A 23254-nucleotide genomic window follows, 5' to 3' on the forward strand; every position below is an offset into this window, starting at 1 on the left:
AGATGATTTTACTCATGGATGCGTTCCCCCGTCTGAATGAATAGGTTCATTATATCGATTCGACCGCACACAAAAAACCCTGAATGAGCACTTTTTATCAAGTGTCTATCATTCAGGGTTCAGTTCAATTTTTTCAACAGGCGTTTTTTCAGTTGTCGAGCCACGTCACCAAATCGTTTGGCGTCGCGATCACATAATCGGCGAGCGCCCACTCGTCCTCGTTCCCGAAGCCGAATCCGGTCAAGACGACCGGGAAATCATGGGCCCGGCCCGCTTCGACGTCCGACTTGCGGTCACCGACCATGACATAATGTGCATCCCCGTGGCGCAGGCGGTGCGCCGTCAAAATATCGGCCTTCTTCTCGCCACCAACCGATTCGAGACATTCAGGTGCCGTCATGAACTGACGGATGCCTTGCGTATCGAGGATCAAGTTCATATAGTGAACGCCACAGTTGCTTGCCGTCGTCAACGTATGCCCGTTCGCGCGAAGCGTCTCAAGCATGTCGTAGATGCCGTCAAACAAGACGTTTTGCCCCGCCATCGCCTGCTCGAGCGTCTCGTGACGAAGTTTACGGATTTGACGGATCTCTTCGCGCGTCGCCTCCGGGATGACGTGCTCCCAAAAGGCGTCCCCAGCCAAACCGTAGCCAGACCGGACCGCGTCCTCGCTCGGCTTTTCAAGATGCGGAAGCTGTTCGAGTGCCTCGTGAATCGCTTTCGTCATCGGAACGGTCGTGTCGACGAGCGTCCCATCGATATCGAATAAAATGACTGCCATGTCGGTATCCCCTCTCTCTTTCCTATTCTCCTACCGTAGCAGACTCGCTTCCAAATCAAAAGTAGAAACATCAGCCCACAAAAAAACGGCTGAACGAAATCGTTCAACCGGTTGTTGCTCAGCCGCGCCAGAAGCTCATGCCGCCTTTGACCGAGTAGACGTCTGTATAGCCCGCACTCTTCAGCATCGCCGCTGCCCGCTGGCTCCGCATCCCGCTTTGACAGATGACGTAAACGGGACGTTCTTTATCTTTTGGGTATTGTGCTGCCGCGTTACCGAACCCTGAGAGCGGTACGTTTTTCGCTTGTTTAATGTGTCCGCCTTTATATTCGTGCGGCTCCCGCACATCGAGCAGTTGAATGTTGCGCTCTTCCGCAATCTTTCGCTTCAACTCGTCCGTCGATACTGTTTTCGTGCTGTTTCGCTTCGTCCACCAAAAATAAATCAATCCGATCACCACTGCGACAAACAAAAAATCAAGCATGGGCACGCCTCCGTTGTTTAAAAGTTTTAGTATCTCCATTATACCCCCTATGGTATATAAGTCAATGTGGACGCCTCATAAAAAAAGCCATGCCACGAGGGCACAGCTTAGAAATCGAGCAGCGAATCGGTTTTAGGTTCGTCTTCATCCTCTAGAGGGATGCCGAGGAATGCGGCCATTTGCCGGTCTAACGGTTGCTTCGGCTCCGCCGAGACGACAGGTGCCTGCGCGACCGGTGCGGCGGGTGTCGTCTCCGCCAACATGAGCTCACAGTAACCCATCAACTTGGCCAGATGGCGCTTTTGCGTCTCTCCGCTCGACTGTTCGATTTGACTCATCACGTGTTTCATTTGCGCGATGACTTGTTGCTCAGTGATCATAGGTCGAACACATCCTTTTCCCTCTCATTTTGAAACAAACCCGTCCCTCACCGCAAGTGTCTTGCTCGGTTCAGTCGGATTCAGACCGTATTTCGACCCATGATGTGAACGCCTCGAAATCGAAACGAACTTGATTGGCGTAAAAATGGGCCCAGCGTGAGATTTGACGAACGAACAACGGCAGCGCCTCTCCGATGGCTTCCGCAATCCGCTCGCTCGCCTCATACTCGAGAACGTTCGCGTCCGCATCGGCCCGGGCATGGATTTTCGCCGTGATCTCGGCTTGGACTTTTAACGTTTCGATCAGCGACGATTCGTTCTTGATGTGCTTCGCTTTCACTTTCCGTTTGTAGGGCGAACGTTGCCGCACGTAATACTCGTTGCCGTCGATCGTGAAGTAACCGAGATACGGGTCTTGGCTATGCACCATGGCACGCTGGGCAGCGATGACCCGCGCACCTTCATGGGACAGACCGTCCTCGAACAACGGATGGGTCGGCAAAAACAAGGACGGGACGGCCGATTGCGCTTGCTTCATCTCTAAGATGACATCCTCGTCATGTTCCTCGTCGGCCCCTTCGATCAAGATATAGTACCGTTCGAGCCCGATCGAGGCCGTCCCGCTCTCGCGTTTAATGGCGATGTCTTTGATGTCGTAATGATCGGCGTGATGGCGATGCTCTCCCGACAACGAGTTCAAATACTCAGGCCACGCCTGTTTGATTTTCGTCGCCGTCTTCTCGCTGACCGGGATTAAGTCATCGCTCGTCGCGAAGTAACGTTCTTCGTCCCGGACTTCGGTCCGTTCCGACATGAACGCGTCTTGCTTCTTCTCTGCCTTCTTGATCACTTTTTTGATGGCTTTAGACGTATTCGCTTTCGTAAACTGCACGTCTCCGTCTTTCCCTTTCGCGTACCGTCTGATGGCGAGCGCATACGTCTCGGCGTACACTTCAATCGCTTCGTTGGAATCGAAGCCCGATTCGGCGGCGAACAAGTCGACAGAAATGGCCATTCTGAGCACATCGAACAAATACGAACCGAGGTATGCCTCATCAAAGTCGTTCACATCATAAATGATCGTCCCGGCCCCGTCCCCGAACACCCCAAAGTTTTCAAAGTGAAGATCTCCTTGGATGAACGTCGGATAGGCTTCGCTCGTATCGAAAGCGAGCGGTACTTTCGCAAAATCGTAATAGAACAAATGCGAGCTTCCACGAAAGAACGAGAACGGACTCGTACTCATCTTGTCGTACTTTTCCCGCCGTGCCGCTTCGGTCAGGTTCCGGATCGAATGATCGTAATAATCTAGAACCGTCGCGATCGTATCACGGCGAATTTGTTGTTTGACGGATGTGAACATGGCTGTCTCCCCTTCATGCGTCGAATAGATGTTTGTATTCCCCGTATCCCGCAGACTCGAGCTCTTCTTTCGGGATGAATCGGAGCGAAGCCGAATTGATACAGTAGCGTAAGCCGCCGAGTTCTTTCGGACCATCGTCAAATAGATGACCGAGGTGACTGTCGGCATGCTTCGAACGCACTTCCGTCCGGACCATGTGGTGCGTCGTGTCCATGTTCACATCGAGCCGCTTCTCTTCGATCGGTCGCGCGAAGCTTGGCCAGCCACAGTTCGACTGGAACTTGTCGCGAGAAGTGAACAGCGGCGTGCCATCGATCACATCGACGTACAACCCTTCTCGTTCCTCATCCCAATACTCGTTTTGAAACGGCGGTTCGGTCCCGTTCTCTTGCGTGACTTTGAACTGCATCGGTGTCAGACGGTCTTTCAGTTCCTGTTTTTGTTTCTTATCGCTCCACGCCTCTTTCACAAACTTGGCGCGTCCCGAGCCGACCCGGTACATCTCGTAGCGGAACGGATTTTTCTTATAGTAGTCTTGATGATAGTCCTCGGCTTCCCAAAACGTCTTGGCCGGACGGATCTCGACTTCGATCGGACGTTCGAACCGTCCCGAATTCTCGACTTCTTGCTTCGAGCGTTCGGCCGCGTCCCGTTGTTCTTCCGAATGATAGAAGATGGCCGGTCGATACGATTCGCCGCGGTCGTTGAACTGTCCGCCCCCGTCTGTCGGATCGATTTGTCGCCAGTAAATCCGAAGCAGCTCCTCGTATGAGATGACCTCCGGGTCGAACGTCACTTCGATCGCCTCTAGATGACCCGTCGTCTCCGAACAGACTTGTTGGTATGTCGGATTGTCGACGTGTCCGCCTGTGTAACCGGACACGACTCGTTCGACACCTTCGTATTTATGAAACGGTTTGACCATGCACCAAAAACAGCCTCCCGCAAATGTAGCTTTTGCCATAATGAATCCCTCCTTACTATGTAGTGTACCCAAAAAAGCACGCTGACAACAAAAAACGAGAACCCCAAACGTGTTCTCGTCTTCAGTCTTCGACCCGGTTCATATGGCGCATCACTAAAAATAAAATCACACCGACGATCGCTGCCCCAAGTATGGTCAACACCAGGTTGTTTCGTGCCGATAATGTGTAAAAGATGGCTAAACCGATTAAGATGAGCGCGATCGGAATGAACGCTCGTTTAAAATGATCCCAATAACGCACGGACAGTCCCCCTTTTCATCTATCATACCAAACTTTTTTGCTATTATAGAGAGGAAGATACAATCACGGCCAGAAGGAGGATCCATCCATGGATTTTGACCAGTTGTGGGCGAACCGCCCAACCTTGTTGTGGGAAGACCGGCTGAACGAAGGCGACGACGTCTATACGCTGTCGGCGATCCTCGCTGTCGACGCCGCGCTCCGGCGTTATACGAGCGCTTTGACCCATTCCGACGGCTCTGAAGCAGCGATCCTCTGGGCAGTCCGCGATGTCGTCCTGCGTTTGAACGGCCTCGACGAAGAGCACGACCATTTTATCGAGACGCTCGAACGTGAGGAGCTGTACGACTTCATCCGAGCCGGTGCAGCCATCGCCGGGTATGAAACCGATGAAGACATCACGGAGGAATGGCGTGAGTGGTAACAGCTTGACGATTCATCGCGATCCAGAGTTGTCATACTTGAATTAATGATTTCTATCTCGCACAAGGGGACACGTGTATGCTCACCATCATCAACTCTTTTTTCATCAACCTTTGTATTCTGTTCACCCTGTTCACCATCTCGTTCTTGCCGTTTCGTAACCGGCCTCGAATTACGCCCCAGTCACCTTTTAAGTTGCGTATCCTGCTCGGTATCCAGAGCGGTCTCATCGCCTTGATTTTGCTCGCGAACGCGCTTCATCTCGAAAAAATATTGATCGACCTTCGTTCCATCCCGATTATGCTCGCCGTTTTGTTCGGCGGTTGGGTGAGCGGTGTCGTCGCCGGTATGTTGTTTCTCATCGGTCGTTTTTTCATGATAACGGATGGCGAATACGTCGGATTTTACTTAGCTATCGCGACGATGGTCGCACTCGTCCTGCCGACAAGTCTGTTGCGGCTCAAGCTCGACAACACCCGTAACACGCTCCTTGTCTTCACGACGATCAGCGTCGCCGCGTTCGGGTCGGCGCTCTACTATGCCCTCCCGCTCGAACTGTTCTATCCCATTTTATTCGTCTATATCGTTGTGATCTACGCCGGGGCATGTGCCGCTTATCGCTTGCTCCAAGAGCTGAGACGCCACTTTGAGAACGTTCAACATCAGCAGCAACTGGCCCGTACCGACGCTTTGACTGGTATCGCCAACCGCCGTCTGTTGAATGAGGCGATGGCCAACTTGACCGTCGAGGCGGAAGCGTACGCCCTCATCCTCGTCGATATCGATCACTTCAAACGCGTCAACGACACGTACGGTCATGATGTCGGGGACGACGTACTACGCGAGCTCGGCATGTTGCTCGTCACCGAAAGTGACGACCGACATCTCGTCGGCCGTTTCGGTGGTGAAGAATTTCTGATCATCATGCCGAACGCTCAAAAGGACGAAGTGTCCCGTCTCGCCGAATCTATACGAGAAAAAATCTCGACGTTCCCATTCGAGACGAGTGCAGGCACGCTTCACATCACCGTCTCGCTCGGGGCCTGTCATTCGAACGATATCGAAGTTGATAGCGTCTTGAAGCATGCCGACGAAGCGTTATACCACGCAAAAGAATCTGGACGAAACCGTTTCATTTTGGCTTTATAAAGCCGATAACGTTCTCAAAACTTTACTAACTTTGACAGTTTTCCCGCTTTACTTTCAACTAGCGAATCGGTACACTAGGCTAGACTTTGGTTAGGATAAACATAATTAATCATAGATTTGACTAGAAAAAGGGGAAACACATTTCATGACAATATTGTTATCGCTATTCGGATTGATGTTCGTGGGATCGTTCGTCCTCGACTATCAACGTGGCAAGACGTTCCGACAGTCGCTCTTTGGGGGAGTCGACACAATCAAACAGAACTTACTCATCTTTTTACGCACGTCCCTTTCGATGATGATTTTCATCGGGCCGCTCCTGCTTATGTCCATGTTTGCCTTCTCAAAACTTGTGACGTTCGAGACGGTAGCCGCCTTTATGATCGCCGTGCTTAGCATCGGCTTCGCCGAGCGCATCATCGGAATGATCGTCGCCCCGCTCGTCCGGACGTTTTGGCATCAACGCGGCAAGCTGATGCCGCTCTATCTCGATGCTGGACTCTACGTCTTCTTGCTGTCGATTCTCATCTTGGAGTTTCTCATGAACATCCCGGGTGTCGAATTGAACGCACCGGCAGTCGCTGTATTTTACGCGTTCGCCTTGTTCTACATCCGTTATTTGTTTAGCTTGATCCGCTTTACACTCAGTAAAGGTGTTCCGTCAAACTGACTCGACTCGTATGACCTCGATCGCAGACATCCCGTCTGCGGTTTATTTTTATTTTTTTAATTGACAATGAGAATCGTTATCACTTATACTCGAGTTGTAGCTGCCACAGCTGGACGTAACCGTTCCCCAAAACTTGTTACGGCCCGTGGATTCCCCTCCACGACACTCTTTTTGAAAGCATTGCGACAACCCCCATTTGTTGCACCCAGATTTGCCATATAAAAACGAGCGGCTCTCCGACGGAGCCGCTCGTTTTTTTCGTTCAGGCGAACACATCTTGTTCGATTTGTTTCAACTCATAAAACATGCCGCGGGCGCGCATCAAGTCGTCGTATGACCCTGACTCGATGATGCGACCTGCTTCCATGACGATGATTTGGTCGAACCGTTCGAGCCCGGTCAGACGATGGCTGACCATGACGAGTGTCGCCTCGTCCGCCTTCCGGAAGATTTCAGCGAACACATCGGATTCGGTGCGCGCGTCTAACGCCGACGTCGCTTCATCTAAAATCCAGAGCAACCCGTTCTTCAACAACGCCCGGGCGATGGCGAGCCGTTGCCGTTCCCCTCCGGACAAGTTCGCCCCTTTCTCGAGCATTGGCTCATCGAGCGCGAAACCGAGGCGGACGCTTCGCAGCGCCAGCTCCATCTCGTCATCGGAGAAGTCTCCGGCAAGGGCCAAGTTGTCTCGGACGGTACCGAAAAAGAAGTGGTTCTCTTGCATGACGACACTCGCTTGAGACCAGACCGACGTTTGTGTGACCTCATTCAAGCGCTGACCGTCGATTCGTACTTCGCCTGTCTCTGGCCTTACAAACGCGAGCAACAGTTGCAGGAGCGTCGACTTGCCAGACCCGCTCGGGCCGACGATCACGGTCTTCGATCCGCGCGGTAACGTCACATCAACTGTGTCTAGGACGGCACGGAACGTATCCGGATAGCGGTAACTTACACGTTCAAACGAAATGTCAGGCGCCGTCTGAAGCGCTATGTCGTCACGTGCCGCTTCTGCCGCCACGAGGTGATCACTCGGTTCGACGACCTCAAGTAAGCGGTTTGCCGCTTGTTTACTATCGGCGTAGTGACCCGGGAAGACCGCCATCGGTGTCACGTTCTCAAACGCGGTCAATGACATCATGACGAGCATGGCCAAGAACAGGCCGTCCAGTTCGCCATCGACGACAAGGTAGGCACCGATCGCGAGCACGCCCCACGACACGAGCAGTGACGCGGCGACGACGAGCGACGAGTTAAAGAACTGGTTCGTCACGTCTTGGCGCTGTGCAGCGGCGTAACGATCGCTTCGAGCGAGCAAGTCGTCACGGGTCTGGCCGAGCTGGTCGTGCAACAATAAATCGCGGTACCCGTACATCATCTCGGTCACCCCGCTCGACAAATCGCCGCGCAAGGCCCGAATTTCCTGGTCATGCTTCGCTCGGATGCCGGCAAACAAGATCGGAATCAAAAAGCCGGTCACGAACACCCCGAACACGAGCCAAAGGCTGACCGTCATCGAGAAGAACGTGACGAAGAAGATCGTGCTCAAGAAGACGAGCACTAAGATGATTGGCGGATAAAACACCCGCAAAAAGTAGTTTTGAAGGCTTTCGACGTCTCCGACGACACGGGCGAGCAAGTCCCCGCTCCGGTATTTGGCGAAGATGTTCGGCACGAGCGGTTCGAGCTGGCGATAAAACCGGACGCGCAGTTCGCTTAAAATCGTGAACGTCGCCCGGTGTGACGCCAAGCGTTCGCGGTAGCGGCTCCCCGCCCGAATGACGCCGAACAGCTTGATCAGGACGACCGGTACCATGAGCGCATAGAGGGGCGGCACAAGGCCGGCCCGCGACACGAGATATCCACTCGCCGCGAACAAGGCGACAGCCGCGAGTCCTGCCGTATAGCCGAAGAAGATCGAGAGGATGATATCCTTTTTCTCTTTCATCATCCATTTTGTGATCGTCCAAAGTGAGTTCATCCTCTCACCCCTTTCTGTAACGTGAACAAGTCGGCGTAGGCCGGGACAGCGAGCAACTGTTCATGTGTGCCGTTCGCGACGAGGTTACCCTCGTCCATGAACCAAATCGCGTCCGCTTGCTTGATCGTATGGAGACGGTGCGCGACCGTGACAAGCGTCGCGTCACGCGACAACTCCTCGATCGAGCGCCGAACGATTCTCTCGGTCACCAAATCGAGACCGGTCGTCGGTTCATCGAACAAGATGATACCTGGACGCTTCAAGAAGGCACGGGCCAGGGCGAGGCGTTGCCGCTCACCACCGGACAATCCGTAACCGCCTTCTCCGAGCTCGGTATTCAATCCGTCCGGCAAATTGGCGATGACCTCGACGAGGCCGGCGGCTTCAGCCGCCCGCATGATGTCAGTCTCGTCCGCCGTCTCACCGAGGGCGATATTAGCGGCGAGACTGCCGGCGAACAAATACGGGTTTTGCGAAATATACCCGATTGTCCCGTACCAAGACGTATCGGTGAACGATTCGAGCGGCTCCCCGTCGACGAGGACGCGGCCGCTGTCCGGTTTCACAAGACCGGACAGCACGTTCAACACGGTCGTCTTGCCTGATCCGCTCGCGCCGACCAAGGCGACGTGTGACCGTGCCGGGATTACCCCGCTCAGCGGGTGGAGCGTGAAGCGCCCCCCTTCATATTGGAACGAGACCGCATCGAGAACAAGTTCGGGCGTCCGGTTTGTTAGCGGTCTGTCTCCCCACTCGATGCGGTCGTCCGGGGCGTCGAGCGCCTCGAAGATACGATCGGCCGCACCCATGCTACCACGCCCGGTATGGAAGGCGCTGCCGAGGTCTTTGATCGCTAAATAGTATTCCGGGGCCAAGACGAGAATCAAGAAGCCGGCGAAAAACGTCAAGTTTTGCCAAACGACCATCTGGAGCGCCACTTCTAAGGCGACGACGCCGGTGCTGAGCATCGAGATGAACTCGAGCATGAGCCCTGACAAGAAAGCGGTCTTTAAGACGACCATCGTCGCGTCCCGGAAGTCGAGACTGCTCTTCTCGATCGCTTGCGCTTCTTGCTCGGCACGTCCGTATAGCTTGAGTGTCGTCAATCCTTGAAGGACGTCTAAAAATTTCCCTGAGAACTGGTTCATTTTCTCCATCTGCTCTTCAGACTTCTTCTGGGTCGCGATACCGATGATGATGAAAAAAATTGGAATGAACGGCGCGGTCACCATCATGATGACACCCGAGATCCAGTGCTGACTGAAGACGACGACGAGAATGAGCAGCGGGATGATCGACGTCTGGATGACTTGGGGCCAGTACTGGCTAAAGTAAGCATCGACCTCATCGACCGCATCCATATAGACACTGACTTTCTTCCCGGACTGTCCGGATAGAGACGTCTCGATCGGATTCGATGTGTAGCGGTCGAGCAGTTGACGTCGAAGCGTCCGCTTCGCCCGCTCCGACAAGTTGGCACCGATGCGTCCCGAGACATACCCGAACAAGGCACGTGCGAGCAGCGCGAGCACGAGCCAACCTAGAGACGGGATGACACTTTGGAACGATTCGTTTTTTAAAAATACTCGGTCGACGACGTCGACGATCAAATAAGCCTGAGCCAAGATGGACAACCCGATCATCACCGCGGCGATGACGAGCCCGACGATATGTCCTTTCTCGGCCAAAGCGAGAGCTTGCAGTCGTTTCACTGCGTTCATCCTTTCTAAACGTGCATGACAATTTTTCTTTGTGATGATTCTCACTAATTATAACTGATGTAAGGGTCCATAGCGAACGCTTCGCTTGTCGAGACGTGCAAAAAAACGCCACGAATGGAGCGTGGCGTCAGTGTGTCGCTTGTTCAAAATACTCAGGATGCAACGTCACGAGTTGACGGGCGTCGAACTGGAGAATGTCTTCTTTGCGCAGTCGCGATAAGATGTGGGACACGGTCTCGCGCGATGTCCCCGACAGTCTCGAGATTTCAACTGTCGTGAACGGACAACGTACGCGCACACCGTCGGCTTCTTTTTCTCCGAGGTCTTCAATCAAGTAATGGATCGTATTGATCACCCGGTCGCTCGCACTCGGCGTGATGATTTCCTGAACACGGCGTTCATGAAGGTCAAGGATTCGATTCATCTGACCGACGATGTGCAAGAGCATCGTCGCATTTCTTGAGACGAGCGCTTCAAAGCGATCCGTCGGCATATAAATGACTTCAATATCGGTCAGCGCTTCCGCCGAATGTTGGTAATACGTTTCCGTCAACAGTCCCCGGTACGGAAACAGCTGCTTCGGCTTCAAGTAGTCGGTGTATTGATGGGTCGCCGTTTCATTGCACCGCTCGAGCCTCACATACCCACTGATTAAAAAGTAGACGCGCTCACGTGGGTCGCCTTCCATGAATAAAAGCTGCCCTTTGCGGTACGTTCGACAGTATACGTGCGGTAGCAAGCTCTCTAGCTCGCGGCTCGTGCATTTATTGAAGATATCGAGTTGTCTTAAATCGTCGACTGTCCATTGCTGTCTCATGTTCAATCCCTCGCTTCCCGAACTGGTGATCTTTCTTTTAGTATACGAGACCCAGCTTGTGAAAACGCTTTCAAATTCCGACAGTTTTCTGACAAGACAAAAGAGGGGTTGCCCCCTCTCCTCAGTCGAGCATCAATTCCATGATCGCATCTTGCAAATCGCGTTCGAGTTCAAGCGCATGCAGATCGAACAGCCATGCTTCGAGTCTCGTCTTCGACGCCGCCATCCGGTAGAGGCGGTCTTTCAAATCGTAAGATATCTCGGCGCGGTCAATGAAGCGATACAAGCGCTCCAGTCGATGACCGTTGTTCGTCACCTCGACAGGGAGCGACACCGTCACTTCCTCATCAATTTTACCGAGTTCGTGTCGTAACGTCTGCGTCTCCGGTTTATACTCGCCCAAACCGGTCACCCCGCGTACGAGTAATGTGACGGTCCGGTCTGACGGTAAGACGGACGTGTCGCCCGTGATATGAACGTGCAGGCTGCGCTCGTCCCAGTCGAGGGTGAACGTCGTCTCGGCGTAAGCCCCGGTCTCATAAGCCCGGTCGGTCCCGTTATCCTCATACAGCGTGAACGTGTTCGATGCCCCTGGGAAGACGACGACCTCGAGATCGGTCGGGTTGTCGGTGTCGTTGCGTCCAGAGCGATGAGCGGCCAGCGGGACGATCGCTCCAGCTTTCGCGAACACGGCCTGCTCGTCAAGCCCACGGAACACTCGGATCGACTTATCACCTTCGTAGCGATGACCCGTAAAGAAGTCGAACCAATCGCCTGTCGGCAACCAGACGTTCGTCGCCGCGACGTGAAGCCGCTTGTTCATCGGCTCGACGATCGGTGATACGACGAGTTCACTGCCGAAGTAGTATTCATTCGGCACGCCATACGCCGCTTCTTCGTCGGGATGATCGTAATACATCGGGAGGATGAGCGGGAGCGCATCCTGATGATTACGCCGGTTCATTGTGTACAAATACGGGATGAGTTGGTGGCGGAGTCGTAAAAACGACTTCATCGACCGTTCGGACTCGAGACCGAAGCGCCACGGCTCTTTGCCGTTAAAGATACTGAACGTCGAATGCAAGCGCATGATCGGGCTGAACACCCCGAACGCGACCCAGCGTGCGGCGAGCTCATCGTCTTTCGACCCTCGGTAATGCCCGCCGATGTCGTGGCTCCACCAGCCGTAACCGATATTCGATGCCGTCGCCGTGAAGTAAGGCTGAAACGCAAGCGACGCCCAAGAGATGAGCGTATCTCCCGAGAAACCGACGGGGTAACGATGGCTGCCCGGTCCGGCATAACGCGAGAAGATCAGCGGACGATTTCCGTCTCGGGAAATATCGGCCGCATGATAATGGTTTAACATCCACATCGGGTCGAGCCCTTCCATTTTCGAGGTCGACCCTTGCTGCCAGTCGATCCACCAAAAATCGACGCCGTCTACCTCGTGCGGATGATGCATCTGTTCAAAATACGCTTGAATGAAGCGTTTATCAGAGAAATCGAACGGGATGCGATCCCCGTTCGATGAGTCGATCCCCATCGCTTCGGCCATCGCCACGTATTGGTCTTCGAACGCCCGGACCCCGTCGGCTGGGTGCAAGTTCAGCGTGACGAGCAGGTTCTCTTCTTTCAACCACGTCAAGAAGCCTTTTGGGTCCGGGAACAGATTCTTATTCCATGAGTAGCCGGTCCAACCGCTCCCGTACTCTTCAGGGACGTCGGTGACGTGCCAGTCCATATCGATGACGCTGACCGAGAACGGGATATCTTCTTCTTTGAACCGGCGCATGAGCCCTTTGTACTCGGTCTCGTCATAGCGCCAGTAGCGGCTCCACCAGTTACCGAGTGCTTTTCGTGGCAACAACGGCGTCGGACCTGTCAGCTTATAAAAATCGTGAAGCGCTTGCTTGTATTCGTGTCCGTAGCCGAAGTAGTACAAATCATGGATACCTGTTCGTCTCGGCTCAACGAAGCGGTCGTCTGTCATGAGAAATGAGTCCGAGTCGTCGATGACGGCATAGCCTTGCTTGGAGACGATCCCCTCCCCGAGCTCGGTCGCTCCATCGACATGGTCGAGCGTTCGGGCCGTCCCTTTCAGCGTCCGTTCCGGGCCGTTGAACGTGTAGCGGCTATAGTACGTACTAAAGTTCCCTTTCACGTCGACGTAGAGCGTGTTCGGCGCGAACGGTCCTTTCGTATAATACAGATGAACGTGCTCGGTGATGATTTGCAGTTCACTCTCGTCCTCGATGATCCGGAAGTCAGGGACGTCAAAGTCCCGGTTCCACACGACTTGGGTCGGTCGGTCTTCGAACACACCGTCCTCGGCGTACTCCATCCGGATCAACTGGCTCGTCAATACCGTGAAGCGATAGCAGCTCCCTTGGACGACGGCACGTTCATCTGCAAGTGGCTTCATTTGCTGTGTGTATACGTTCTCCTGTTCAAATAGACGCATAAGTTCGAGCGTTGCCGCTCTTCGTCACATCCTTCCCCCATATTAGTGCAATCGTTTACAGGTGATGATAGCAATGTCAGGTTTGACATACAACAACCCTTCCCCTTGTTCGCGGTTCAAAAACGGCCGGTCCGCGTTATGCACAAAAAAACCGTAGACGAGATGTCTACGGCGTTGATCATTGTTGGAGCGTCGCGGCGAGCCGGACTCTCGTCCCGACGTCTCCTCGGACAGCAGCGTGCGCCTGCTCGAGCGACGTGATGACGGATACGCGTCCCGTTCCCGACTCGGCAAACTGCAAGGCGGCCCGAACTTTCGGTAACATGCTGCCCGGTGCGAACTGACCTTCGGCGATATACGTCTCGAGTTGCTCGTTCGTCGTTTCGGTTAGCGCGGCTTCCTCGGTCGTCCCGAAATTGACGTAGACGTACTCGACGGCCGTCAAGATGAGTAACATGTCCGCTTCGACGAGTTCCGCGAGCTTCGCGGCGGCAAAGTCTTTATCGATGACCGCCTCGACCCCGACGTATCCGTCTGGAGTGTCGATGACGGGAATCCCGCCGCCGCCGGACGCGACGACGATGTGGCCGTTGTCGACGAGGTCACGGATGACCGTATGCTCACAAATCGCTGTCGGGTACGGACTTGGTACGACGCGGCGATAACCGCGGCCCGCATCTTCTTTGAATATGTGACTCGTCGATCGTTCGAGCGCCGACGCTTCCGCTTCTGAATAGAAGGGACCGATCGGCTTCGTCGGGTGACTGAAGGCGCTGTCGTTCGGATCGACGACACAACGCGTCACGATTGGGGCGACGGAACGTTCGAGGCCGCGCGACCGAAGTGCCTTCGTGAGGGCGTTCTCGAACCAATACCCGATCATCCCTTGCGTCATCGCTCCACAGACGTCGAGCGGCATCGCCGGCGTCGCTGCACTGTCCGCGGCCGCCTGTTGCAAAATTAAGTTTCCGACTTGCGGACCGTTCCCGTGCGTGATGATGACGTCGACGCCTTCTTCGATGAGGGCGACCAACGACTGGGCCGTCGCCTCGACGGCCCGAATTTGAGCGCCCGCCGTCGCATCTTTTCCTTGTTGAATCGCATTCCCGCCTAAGGCGATGACTACTCGTTTGTTACGCATGCTCGATTCCCCCGATCATATGACTGAGATGTTGCCTGATACAATCCGTACGACTGCCAAGATCGCGAGTCCGGTCAAGATGCTGGCCACGATCCATTCGGTTTTCGTCAACGTCTTAATTCCGTTCTCACGCTGCGCTTTAATATAGAGCAGCGTCCCTGGTGCATACAGAAGTGTCGTGAGCAGTAAATAGTCGATACCGGCCGCATAGATCAGCCAAATCCCGTAAATCGAGGCGACCGCACCGATAATAAGGTCACGCGTCCGACGTTCGCCAACATTATAACCGAGCCCGTTTTTGGCGACTTTGACTTGGTAGAACGCCGAGAACGCATACGGGATCAAGATGGCGCTCGAAGCGAGTGAGAACGCAAAGTTATAAGCAGCGTCTGAGAACAGGAAGGTGAAGAGGAACAACTGAATCAACCCGTTCGTGAGCCAGAGTGCATTGGCCGGTGCGTTATTTTTATTCTCTTTCGTGAACCATTTCGGGAAGACACCGTCTTTACCGGCGACAAATGGGATTTCCGCCGCAAGCAACGTCCATCCAAGCCAAGCACCGAGTACCGAGATGACGAGGCCCCCGTTGATCAGCATCGCGCCCCACGGCCCGACAGCCGATTCGAGCAAATACGCCATCGCCGGTTGCGAAGCGTTCGCCACGCTCTCAGGGTTCAGCAATCCGAGTGACATGATCGAGATGAGCAAGTAAATGACGAGCGTACCGAGTAAGCCGATGACGGTCGCTTTCCCGACGTCCGAGCGCTTACGGGCCCGGCCCGACAAGACGACCGCCCCTTCGACACCGATGAATACCCAAAGTGTGACGAGCATCGTCGACACGACTTGGTCTCTCACACTGCCCCACGAGAAGCCGCCTTGGCCCCAAAAGTCGAACGTGAAGTTATCGATATTGAAGAAGAACAAGGTGATGGTGATAAAGGCAAAAATCGGAACGAGTTTCGCGATCGTCGTGATGATGTTGATCATCGAGGCTTCGTGGATGCCTCGTAAAATCAACGAGTGCACGAGCCACAACATGATGGAGGCGCCGATAATCGAGGCGATGTTTTGACCACCTTCAAAGATCGGGAAGAAGTAACCGACCGAGCTGAACAATAGTGTGGCGTAGGCAACGTTACCGAGCCAAGCAGATAACCAATAGCCCCACGCCGAGTTGAAGCCAACGAACTGGCCAAAGCCGGCCCGGGCGTAACTGTATACACCGCCGTCTAGGTCAGGACGACGCATCGTCAAGTTCTGAAAACTGAGACCGAGTGTGATAATCCCGATACCGGTGATGACCCACCCGATCAAAATAGCTCCGGCGTTCGCGCCTTGGGCCAAATCGGCCGCCAAGTTGAAGGCGCCCCCTCCAATCATCGAACCGACGACGAGGGCTGTCAGTGCACCAAGACCTAACCGTTGATCTTTTTTGCTAGGACTCGCACCAGCCGAACCACTTGAGTCATGATCTAATTTAGTAGACATATAACTCATCCCTTTCGTTTAGTACGAATGAGGAGGACATGCCTCCTCGTTCGTTAGCGTTCGAGCCATTCAAACGTATCGGTGAGTGTCGCCGCCATGACGGCTTTGATAGTGTGCATCCGATTTTCCGCCTGATCGAACACGTATGAATGGCGGCTGCGGAACACCTCGTCGGTCACTTCCATCTCTTTCAATCCATATTGTTCATGAATCGCTCGCCCAACCTCGGTCTCTAAATCGTGGAACGCCGGCAGGCAATGCAGAAACATGACGTCTTTATTTCCGGTCTTCTCGACCATGTCCATATTCACTTGGTACGGATGAAGGAGCTTGATCCGTTCTTCGAATTCGGCTTCTTCGCCCATCGATACCCACACATCGGTATAGATGACGTCCGCATCAGCGACAGCTTCGTCGATGCTCTCCGTCAAAGTGATGCGTGCTCCTGTTTCAGCCGCGACCGAACGCGCGTAATCAACGACCTCGTCAGACGGCCAGAGCGATTTCGGCGCACAGATTCGCATGTCCATGCCGACTTTGGCACCACCGATCAATAGCGTGTTGCCCATATTGTTGCGTCCATCTCCAACGTAGACGAAACGAATGCCAGCCAAATCACCTTTTTGTTCTTTGACGGTCAAGAAGTCGGCCAAAATTTGCGTCGGATGATACAAGTCCGTCAAACCGTTCCAAACCGGGACCCCGCCATCCCGTGCAAGACCTTCCACCGTTTCGTGAGCGAAGCCACGGAATTGGATGCCGTCGAACATGCGTCCAAGCACGATCGCCGTATCACGGACCGATTCTTTTTTCCCGAACTGGATATCCGATTTCCCGAGGTATTCAGGATGCATGCCGAGGTCGATTGCCGCAACTGTGAACGCACAGCGCGTCCGTGTCGACGGTTTTTCAAACAAGAGCGCCACGTTCTTGCCTTCACAAATCCGGTGGGGAATCCCTTGTTTCTTTTGACGTTTGAACGCTGCCGATAAGTCGATCAAGTAGTTCAGTTCGTCCCGCGAAAACTCGTTAAGCGATAAAAAATGACGACCTTTCAAATCAAAGTTGAACGTTGTGGACATGTGTTTCTCCTCCTCGTTAAATATCTTCACGGATAATTGGACAACTCATACAACGTGGGCCTCCACGGCCTCGTGATAACTCACTCGACATGATTTCGATGACTTCGACCCCTTCTGAACGGAGCAGCTCGTTCGAAACGTAGTTCCGGTCATACGTAACGACGACACCTGGGGCGATTGCGAGCGTGTTCGACCCATCGTTCCATTGCTCGCGCGCCGCAGCGATCGGGTCGCCACCACCACATGGGATCAACACGATTTCCTCTAGGCCGAGAGCCGATTTTAACACTTTCAACAAATCAGTGTGTTGCGTGATGTGCAGCTCACCTTCCGCGTTCAACGTCAGTTCGAAGATGTTCATCTTGCCGCCCGGTCCTTGGATGAACGGATGGATCGTGAACTTATCGTGGTCGACCATCGTGAAGACGGTATCAAGGTGCATGAACGCACGCGACTTCGGAATCTCGATGGCGATGACTTTCTTGAACGTGCCTCCGTTCGCGAGCAAGTTGAGGGCGACGCGCTCGATTCCTTGGGCGGTCGTCCGTTCCGATATCCCGATGGCGACGACTTCTTTTGATAGGACGAGTTCGTCTCCGCCTTCCATCGCGAACCGATAGTCACGATCCGACCAGATCGGGATATCATGCTTCGCAAAGCGTGGATGGTATCTCATAATATATTGCGTGAACAGTGATTCGCGGCGACGCGCCGGTTCTTTCATGCGATTGATCGACAAGCCGTTCCCAATCGCCGCGGCCGGGTCGCGCGTGAAGTACAGGTTCGGCATCGGGTCGAGAAAGAACGGATACGTGTCCTCGATCATCTCGTGCAGATGACGGCGCTTTTCGCGCTTGATCTCGGTTTTACGGATACCGGCCATGACCGTCTCGATCAACTGTTCGTTATCATAAGCGAGTAAATACTCTTTGAGCGTCTCGTATGAACCGTTAATATTTGATTTTGATTCCGAAAGAATGTCGGCGACGAATCGTTCACGTACGCCAGGCAGCGATAACGTCTCTGCCATCAAGTTTTCTAAATAGAGCACCTCGACGCCCCGGTTTTGTAGCACGCTCGCAAAGTAGTCGTGCTCTTTTTGAATGACCGGCAAATGTGGAATGTCGTCGAACAAGAGTCGTTCCAAATACTCCGGCGTCAAATTTTCAAGTTCGCGTCCTGGACGCTTCAATAGTACAGTCTTTAATTCACCAATTTCTGAATACACGTGAATCGGATGTTTCAGCGTCGTATCCCGTGCGGTCAATTGATCCGTCATCGATATCATCTCGCTTCCTCCTAGTGATTCGGGTGTGTTTCTACCCTTACCTTATCAACTTACCCAATTCCGAGGCGGGTAATTCCAGCGTTCTGATTGTGGTCGATTCCACAAAAGAATGGATACAATATGAGTCAAACTGAATGAACAAACGGTTGTGAATCAATGAACAAGGAGAGAGCGACGGTTAGGATGGATACACGATGTATGAACTGTGAATAAAATCCATTATTTTTTCTTTTCAAATTAAGGTACGATAACGACAGGATATGAAAAATGACTTTAGAAAAGGAAGTGAGTCGATGGCCATCGAACGTACAGAACGCGCGCGTCATGAAGCCCAAGTGACAGCGCTCATCCAAAAAGGGGATCCGGTCGATTTCCGCGACGTGTTTTTAACACTTCACCCGGGTGAACAGGCCGACATCTTCATCGAACTCAACCAACCCGATCGGGCGTTTATATACAGCGCTTTATCACCGGAAGAGTACACCGATTTATTTGAAAAATTAGAGCTCGATGAACAACAACAGTTCATCCAAGAAATGCCGCGCCCGTATGCGGTCAGCGTCTTAAACGATATGTTCTCGGATAATGCCGCCGATCTCATGAACGAACTTCCGGACGATTTCATGAACGAACTGTTCGAACAGATGGACGAGACCGAGGCGACCGAGGTCAAAGACTTGATGCGCTATCCGGACGATACAGCCGGTGCCATTATGACGACCGAGTTCATCGTGCTACAGGCCGACAAAACGATCGGGGCGACACTTGAAGAGTTGCGTGACCTCGGTCCTGAAGCTGAGACGATTTACTATTTATATGTAATCGATGTAGACCGACGTCTCGTCGGCGTCGTGTCGCTCCGTGATTTGATCGTCTCCCCGCTCGACCATCTCATCGCTGACATCATGGGGCGGCGGGTCGTTTCGGCCCACGTCATGGCCGATCAAGAAGACTTGGCCCGAACCGTCCAAAAGTATGACTTGCTCGCGCTCCCGGTCATCGATAGCGATGATCACTTGCTCGGCATCATCACCGTCGACGACGTCATGGACGTCATCGAACGCGAGACGACCGAAGACTTTGAAGAACTGTCCGCGACGAAAGGCTCGTCTGACATCAACATGGGCCCGGTCGAGGCAGCGAAAAAACGTGCCCCTTGGATCATCAGCCTCATGTTCCTCGGGATGATCACCGCATCGACGATCGGTGGATTTGAAGATACGCTCGAGACGATTGTTTTGCTCGCCGTCTTCATGCCACTCGTCATGGGATCGGCCGGAAACGCCGCCACCCAGTCGCTCGTCGTCGCCGTACGTTCAATCGCACTCGGCACGATCAACCGAAAAAATGTCGCCAAGATGATTCGCCGGGAGTTCGGAACCGGTGTCCTGCTTGGACTCGCCTGTATGGTCGTTATTTTCGGGGTCATCACGGTCCTGTACGATAGCGCCTTGATCGGCATGATCGTCGGCTTGTCGATTTTCGCCTCACTGAGCGTTGCCACGATTGTCGGTACACTCGTCCCGCTCTTGATCAACCGCCTGAAACTCGATCCGGCCGTGGCCTCGGGTCCATTCATCACGACGGTCGTGGACAATCTCGGATTGATCATCTACTTCACTGTCGCCACTTCATTGCTTCGCTTTTTCTGACACCTGACGTTTCAGGTGTCTTTTTTCGTGTGAGCTTTGTTACGGTTTGTTTACAAAAGCGATGACGGGAAATAATTATCGTGCAAGGCGGGTAATTACGAAAAGTACTTATAGATAAGAAGTAATACAAGGAGGGTTGAACTACCCCCACCTACGCTACGCTTGGAGGTGAGAGATTCCTGGGTCATCCGGTCGAACGACCGGAACCTGACCAGGCTAGCCCCGTCGTCCCGACGGTTGAAGAGGCCAGGATGCGTTCGGCCTCTCGTTTGAGGTTCAGTCCTGCGTTGACATCCCGGTCGTGGCGGGCGCCGCAGCCTGGGCATACCCACTCACGCAAGGCGAGATGTTTCACGTCTTTGTGCCGATGGCCGCAACCCGAGCAGAGCTGGCTCGAGGCGAACGTCTTCCCGACCCTGACCACCTGTTTCCCGTACCAGTCGGCCTTGTATGCGAGCATGCGGAAAAATTCCGACCAACCGACGTCGGCGATGGCATGGGAAGTGACGGCCGGGATTGCCGCCATCATCATGGCACTATTCCTACTGCCTCGCTTTCTCGGCATCGGTATCACGACGATCCCTGAGTTTTTAAGTCAACGCTATGACGAGGACGTCCGGCGCTTGACCGTCCTCTTGTTCTTGTTCGGTTACATGTGCGTCACGATTCCGTCGATGCTCTATTCCGGCGGCCTCGCGGTCCTTCAGCTCTTCGATGTGCCTGAACTGCTCGGGATCAGCTTTGAACAGTCACTTTGGCTCGTCATTTGGTTCATCGGCATCATTCGCGCTATCTACGCCATTTTCGGCGGCCTCCGCGCCGTTTCGGTGTCGGATACACTCAACGGCATCGGGCTCATCATCATCGGCTTCCACGTCATCACGTACTACTTCTTAGTCTGGGGTATGAAACAATGGTTCGGATTTGACCTTGGCATCAACTTCATCCACATCTACGGCATCTTGTTCGTCATCGAGACGAGTATCATGTTGTTGTTCGCCAACCTGCGTCCGATGCAACAAATCAAGCCGATCCGGATCGACCTCGGTCGGGTGAAGCCTTGGCGTCATGCGATCTCGACGTCAATCATCCTCGTCGCCTCGATGGTGTTCGTCTACTTCGTCTTCTCTCCGATCGGTCTTGCCTATGCGGACGGAATCGTCTCGGGCTGGTTCTGGCCGGCGACGCTGACATTGTTCGCCGCGACGAGCGGTCGCGTCTGAGTATCGTACCGGTACTGGCTCCCGAGATACGAGGTGTACTTGAACAACCTTGGAACGACCGAAACCGAGCTCGAAGAAAAAGCGAGCAGCGGATAAACTCTCGACATTTAAATCACCCTTACAGCTGAGTTGTTTCAGCTGTAAGGGTGATTTTTCGTCTGGATATTTTTTCTGCTCGATTCGCCTGTTCGTTCAGTAGCGATAAATCTGTCGACCAATCCTCCCTCCCCTGCTTCCCACCTTTAAAATACTTGTATATCATATTATTACAGGAAAATAACACCTATCATTTTACCATTATTTAGGTTAATGTTTATGTGGGTGATGTCCCTTGATTAAGCTGATTGAAAAATGATGATGTGCAACTACATATCGGAGGGTGACGGTTGGACAAGAGATTGATTGATTTGCAAATCCGAACGTATCAAGATACTGATTTTGACCACATTCAACGATTGAACGAAGCCGAGGGTTGGCACCAACTTGTCAGTCAAAAAGAACAAACAAAAGAAGCATGGAAAAACTCGAACGTCGCTTTCGTCATCGAGTCTGAAACGGGACACGTGATCGCCTATCTTCGCGGTTTGACCGACACAAAAGTCAGCCTTTACGTGTGCGAGTTGCTCATCGCTGCTTCGCACCGCCGGCTTGGCCTCGGGGAACGGTTATTGACACACGTCCATGCACTCTATCCTGAGACGCGGCTCGAGATGCTCGCGAGCGCTTCCTCGCATACGTATTATGAACGCTTGAACTTCCGCCCCTTCTACGGTTTTCGAAAAACGATTCACGAATAGGAGAGAATTTATTTGAAACTTGCCCTTGTCACCGGTGCGTCGCGCGGTCTCGGCCGCGCTGTCGCTGAAGAACTGTCGAGACGAAACTACGACGTCATCAACTTATCACGCTCGCAATCACGCGATTTAACGTTCGAACATATCGAAGTCGATTTATCCGACGTGTCGAGTACACTTCAAGCCCTTGAACAAATCAAGCCGCACATCGCTGACGCCACGTCGCTACTCATCATCCAAAACGCGGCGTTGATCGAACCGATTCACCGGGCTGGCCATCTCGACACGGAGCAGCTCACCGCTCACGTTCAGGCGAATCTGCTCGCCCCGATGCTGATCACGAACACCGTCCTCGCTTACGATGTGCCCGTCTCGCTCATCCATGTGACGTCAGGTGCCGCCAAACGTCCGATTTCGGGGTGGAGCGCCTACTGCGGCACGAAAGCCGGACTCGACCACTTTAGTGAGACCGTCGCGCTCGAACTAGAAGGAACGAGACATCGCCTCGCCTTGTTCAACCCGGGCGTGATGGACACATCCATGCAACAGACGATCCGCGCGTCTTCACGAGAAGCGTTTCAAGATGTCGAACAGTTTCAAGCTTACGAGACGGAAGGAAAACTGCGCTCGCCTGAGACGGTCGGCCGCGTCCTCGTCGAGCAGATGATCGACAAGCCGTTTGTCAATGGGAAAACGTACGCCATCCACGACCTCATCTAATTTTTAACCGGGTATAAAAATAGACCAACCCTGTCTCGTTTGACCGGCTACACTAGAGTCAAATCAAATGAGAAAGGGTGGCGTGATGTATGAAGACTATAGCGGGAGGATTGCTGTTTTTCGGGATATTCAGCCTCGTGCTATCGTTCACGATGATTGGAGATATCGCGATCGTCGGAGCGTTGGTGAGCGGTGTGTCCCTGCTGTGTAGCGTCGGGCTTTGGTTCGGTGCTACGGAAGTGATGCGTATCCGTATGGACATGAGCGAAGTCAAAAAAACGAGGCTGGGACATAACTCAGTAGATTTATAAGAAAGAGGCCACCGGGAGCGACTTGTTCGCTAACGGTGGCCTCTTCTCATTTTTATGGGTTCGTTCACGCATTTCGGACTAAACAGATAGGGGCGA

Annotated in this window: 22 protein-coding genes and 1 pseudogene; 8 read left to right on the forward strand and 15 right to left on the reverse strand. The window is 53.4% G+C overall.

Annotated elements, in window-relative coordinates; genetic code table 11:
- Positions 1–148 precede the first annotated feature (148 nt).
- From EVJ32_RS14935 to EVJ32_RS14960, 6 genes are all read right to left on the reverse strand, one after another.
- Positions 149–781, reverse strand: a complete 633-nt coding sequence (locus tag EVJ32_RS14935; protein WP_070329142.1) for an HAD family hydrolase — start codon at positions 779–781, stop codon at positions 149–151.
- A 118-nt stretch (positions 782–899) separates the two neighbouring features.
- The gene (locus tag EVJ32_RS14940) at positions 900–1265 is read right to left on the reverse strand and encodes a rhodanese-like domain-containing protein (RefSeq protein WP_070329175.1); all 366 of its coding nucleotides are present in this window, start codon (positions 1263–1265) and stop codon (positions 900–902) included.
- 107 nt (positions 1266–1372) lie between these two features.
- Positions 1373–1645 carry a DUF5327 family protein gene (locus tag EVJ32_RS14945; RefSeq protein ID WP_131439374.1) on the reverse strand — a complete coding sequence of 91 codons (273 nt, stop codon included), beginning with the start codon at positions 1643–1645 and terminating at the stop codon, positions 1373–1375.
- A gap of 70 nt (positions 1646–1715) precedes the next feature.
- Positions 1716–3008, reverse strand: a complete 1293-nt coding sequence (locus EVJ32_RS14950; protein WP_131458987.1) for a DUF2252 domain-containing protein — start codon at positions 3006–3008, stop codon at positions 1716–1718.
- Between the two features lie 13 nt (positions 3009–3021).
- A complete protein-coding gene (gene msrA, locus EVJ32_RS14955; RefSeq protein ID WP_131458988.1) occupies positions 3022–3972 on the reverse strand; it encodes a peptide-methionine (S)-S-oxide reductase MsrA in 951 nt (316 codons plus the stop codon).
- An 82-nt stretch (positions 3973–4054) separates the two neighbouring features.
- A complete protein-coding gene (locus tag EVJ32_RS14960) occupies positions 4055–4234 on the reverse strand; it encodes a hypothetical protein (protein WP_016510109.1) in 180 nt (59 codons plus the stop codon).
- 88 nt (positions 4235–4322) lie between these two features.
- On the opposite strand from EVJ32_RS14960, the gene EVJ32_RS14965 reads away from it, so the two are divergent.
- From EVJ32_RS14965 to EVJ32_RS14975, 3 genes are all read left to right on the forward strand, one after another.
- Positions 4323–4658, forward strand: a complete 336-nt coding sequence (locus EVJ32_RS14965) for a hypothetical protein (protein ID WP_131458989.1) — start codon at positions 4323–4325, stop codon at positions 4656–4658.
- Between the two features lie 77 nt (positions 4659–4735).
- Complete coding sequence (locus EVJ32_RS14970) at positions 4736–5806, forward strand: diguanylate cyclase (protein ID WP_131458990.1); 1071 nt, start codon at positions 4736–4738, stop codon at positions 5804–5806.
- A 145-nt stretch (positions 5807–5951) separates the two neighbouring features.
- Positions 5952–6476 carry a hypothetical protein gene (locus EVJ32_RS14975; RefSeq protein ID WP_070329148.1) on the forward strand — a complete coding sequence of 175 codons (525 nt, stop codon included), beginning with the start codon at positions 5952–5954 and terminating at the stop codon, positions 6474–6476.
- A gap of 262 nt (positions 6477–6738) precedes the next feature.
- On the opposite strand, the gene cydC is transcribed toward EVJ32_RS14975, so the two are convergent.
- The 8 genes from cydC to arcA form a co-directional block, all read right to left on the reverse strand.
- Positions 6739–8454 (reverse strand): thiol reductant ABC exporter subunit CydC, encoded by a 1716-nt coding sequence (gene cydC, locus EVJ32_RS14980; RefSeq protein WP_070329149.1) that lies wholly within the window; start codon positions 8452–8454, stop codon positions 6739–6741.
- Complete coding sequence (gene cydD / locus EVJ32_RS14985) at positions 8451–10175, reverse strand: thiol reductant ABC exporter subunit CydD (RefSeq protein WP_131458991.1); 1725 nt, start codon at positions 10173–10175, stop codon at positions 8451–8453. Before cydD ends, cydC begins: the two co-directional genes overlap by 4 nt.
- Positions 10176–10302: 127 nt before the next feature.
- Positions 10303–10992, reverse strand: coding sequence for a Crp/Fnr family transcriptional regulator (locus EVJ32_RS14990; RefSeq protein WP_070329176.1), 690 nt, complete (start codon positions 10990–10992; stop codon positions 10303–10305).
- A gap of 121 nt (positions 10993–11113) precedes the next feature.
- Positions 11114–13456, reverse strand: coding sequence for a glycoside hydrolase family 31 protein (locus tag EVJ32_RS14995; protein ID WP_131458992.1), 2343 nt, complete (start codon positions 13454–13456; stop codon positions 11114–11116).
- 178 nt (positions 13457–13634) lie between these two features.
- A complete protein-coding gene (gene arcC, locus EVJ32_RS15000; protein ID WP_131458993.1) occupies positions 13635–14597 on the reverse strand; it encodes a carbamate kinase in 963 nt (320 codons plus the stop codon).
- A 15-nt stretch (positions 14598–14612) separates the two neighbouring features.
- Positions 14613–16088, reverse strand: coding sequence for an arginine-ornithine antiporter (gene arcD, locus EVJ32_RS15005; protein ID WP_131458994.1), 1476 nt, complete (start codon positions 16086–16088; stop codon positions 14613–14615).
- Between the two features lie 53 nt (positions 16089–16141).
- Positions 16142–17170, reverse strand: a complete 1029-nt coding sequence (argF, locus tag EVJ32_RS15010; RefSeq protein ID WP_131458995.1) for an ornithine carbamoyltransferase — start codon at positions 17168–17170, stop codon at positions 16142–16144.
- 16 nt (positions 17171–17186) lie between these two features.
- A complete protein-coding gene (gene arcA, locus EVJ32_RS15015) occupies positions 17187–18416 on the reverse strand; it encodes an arginine deiminase (RefSeq protein WP_070329178.1) in 1230 nt (409 codons plus the stop codon).
- Between the two features lie 335 nt (positions 18417–18751).
- On the opposite strand from arcA, the gene mgtE reads away from it, so the two are divergent.
- Positions 18752–20110: a magnesium transporter gene (gene mgtE / locus EVJ32_RS15020; protein ID WP_131458996.1), complete on the forward strand. Its 1359-nt coding sequence runs from the start codon at positions 18752–18754 to the stop codon at positions 20108–20110.
- A gap of 184 nt (positions 20111–20294) precedes the next feature.
- Here the strand turns inward: mgtE and EVJ32_RS15025 are convergent.
- Positions 20295–20606: pseudogene (locus EVJ32_RS15025) on the reverse strand (zinc ribbon domain-containing protein); the annotation flags it as partial.
- Between the two features lie 34 nt (positions 20607–20640).
- Here EVJ32_RS15025 and EVJ32_RS15030 point away from each other — a divergent pair.
- The 4 genes from EVJ32_RS15030 to EVJ32_RS15045 all read left to right on the forward strand — a co-directional run bounded on the left by EVJ32_RS15030 (position 20641) and on the right by EVJ32_RS15045 (position 23158).
- Positions 20641–21333 (forward strand): sodium:solute symporter family transporter, encoded by a 693-nt coding sequence (locus EVJ32_RS15030; RefSeq protein ID WP_236639528.1) that lies wholly within the window; start codon positions 20641–20643, stop codon positions 21331–21333.
- A gap of 386 nt (positions 21334–21719) precedes the next feature.
- Positions 21720–22130 carry a GNAT family N-acetyltransferase gene (locus tag EVJ32_RS15035; protein ID WP_236635499.1) on the forward strand — a complete coding sequence of 137 codons (411 nt, stop codon included), beginning with the start codon at positions 21720–21722 and terminating at the stop codon, positions 22128–22130.
- A gap of 12 nt (positions 22131–22142) precedes the next feature.
- Complete coding sequence (locus EVJ32_RS15040; protein ID WP_131458997.1) at positions 22143–22847, forward strand: SDR family NAD(P)-dependent oxidoreductase; 705 nt, start codon at positions 22143–22145, stop codon at positions 22845–22847.
- A gap of 89 nt (positions 22848–22936) precedes the next feature.
- Complete coding sequence (locus tag EVJ32_RS15045; RefSeq protein WP_201740698.1) at positions 22937–23158, forward strand: hypothetical protein; 222 nt, start codon at positions 22937–22939, stop codon at positions 23156–23158.
- Positions 23159–23254: the final 96 nt, after the last annotated feature.

The sequence above is a fragment of the Exiguobacterium sp. SH5S4 genome, assembly GCF_004337045.1.
Lineage (GTDB): Bacteria > Bacillota > Bacilli > Exiguobacteriales > Exiguobacteriaceae > Exiguobacterium > Exiguobacterium aurantiacum_A.

Bases quoted from the DNA above. Each gene is read 5' to 3' on its own strand.
- EVJ32_RS14995 (WP_131458992.1), bottom strand. From the start codon at position 13,456: ATGCGTCTATTTGAACAGGAGAACGTATACACACAGCAAATGAAGCCA.
- EVJ32_RS15045 (WP_201740698.1), top strand. From the start codon at position 22,937: ATGAAGACTATAGCGGGAGGATTGCTGTTTTTCGGGATATTCAGCCTC.
- EVJ32_RS14975 (WP_070329148.1), top strand. From the start codon at position 5,952: ATGACAATATTGTTATCGCTATTCGGATTGATGTTCGTGGGATCGTTC.
- EVJ32_RS14965 (WP_131458989.1), top strand. From the start codon at position 4,323: ATGGATTTTGACCAGTTGTGGGCGAACCGCCCAACCTTGTTGTGGGAA.
- EVJ32_RS14990 (WP_070329176.1), bottom strand. From the start codon at position 10,992: ATGAGACAGCAATGGACAGTCGACGATTTAAGACAACTCGATATCTTC.
- EVJ32_RS14945 (WP_131439374.1), bottom strand. From the start codon at position 1,645: ATGATCACTGAGCAACAAGTCATCGCGCAAATGAAACACGTGATGAGT.
- EVJ32_RS15030 (WP_236639528.1), top strand. From the start codon at position 20,641: ATGGCACTATTCCTACTGCCTCGCTTTCTCGGCATCGGTATCACGACG.
- EVJ32_RS14970 (WP_131458990.1), top strand. From the start codon at position 4,736: ATGCTCACCATCATCAACTCTTTTTTCATCAACCTTTGTATTCTGTTC.
- cydC (WP_070329149.1), bottom strand. From the start codon at position 8,454: ATGAACTCACTTTGGACGATCACAAAATGGATGATGAAAGAGAAAAAG.
- EVJ32_RS14950 (WP_131458987.1), bottom strand. From the start codon at position 3,008: ATGTTCACATCCGTCAAACAACAAATTCGCCGTGATACGATCGCGACG.
- mgtE (WP_131458996.1), top strand. From the start codon at position 18,752: ATGGCCATCGAACGTACAGAACGCGCGCGTCATGAAGCCCAAGTGACA.
- cydD (WP_131458991.1), bottom strand. From the start codon at position 10,175: ATGAACGCAGTGAAACGACTGCAAGCTCTCGCTTTGGCCGAGAAAGGA.
- argF (WP_131458995.1), bottom strand. From the start codon at position 17,170: ATGTCCACAACGTTCAACTTTGATTTGAAAGGTCGTCATTTTTTATCG.
- msrA (WP_131458988.1), bottom strand. From the start codon at position 3,972: ATGGCAAAAGCTACATTTGCGGGAGGCTGTTTTTGGTGCATGGTCAAA.
- arcD (WP_131458994.1), bottom strand. From the start codon at position 16,088: ATGTCTACTAAATTAGATCATGACTCAAGTGGTTCGGCTGGTGCGAGT.
- arcC (WP_131458993.1), bottom strand. From the start codon at position 14,597: ATGCGTAACAAACGAGTAGTCATCGCCTTAGGCGGGAATGCGATTCAA.
- EVJ32_RS14935 (WP_070329142.1), bottom strand. From the start codon at position 781: ATGGCAGTCATTTTATTCGATATCGATGGGACGCTCGTCGACACGACC.
- EVJ32_RS14940 (WP_070329175.1), bottom strand. From the start codon at position 1,265: ATGCTTGATTTTTTGTTTGTCGCAGTGGTGATCGGATTGATTTATTTT.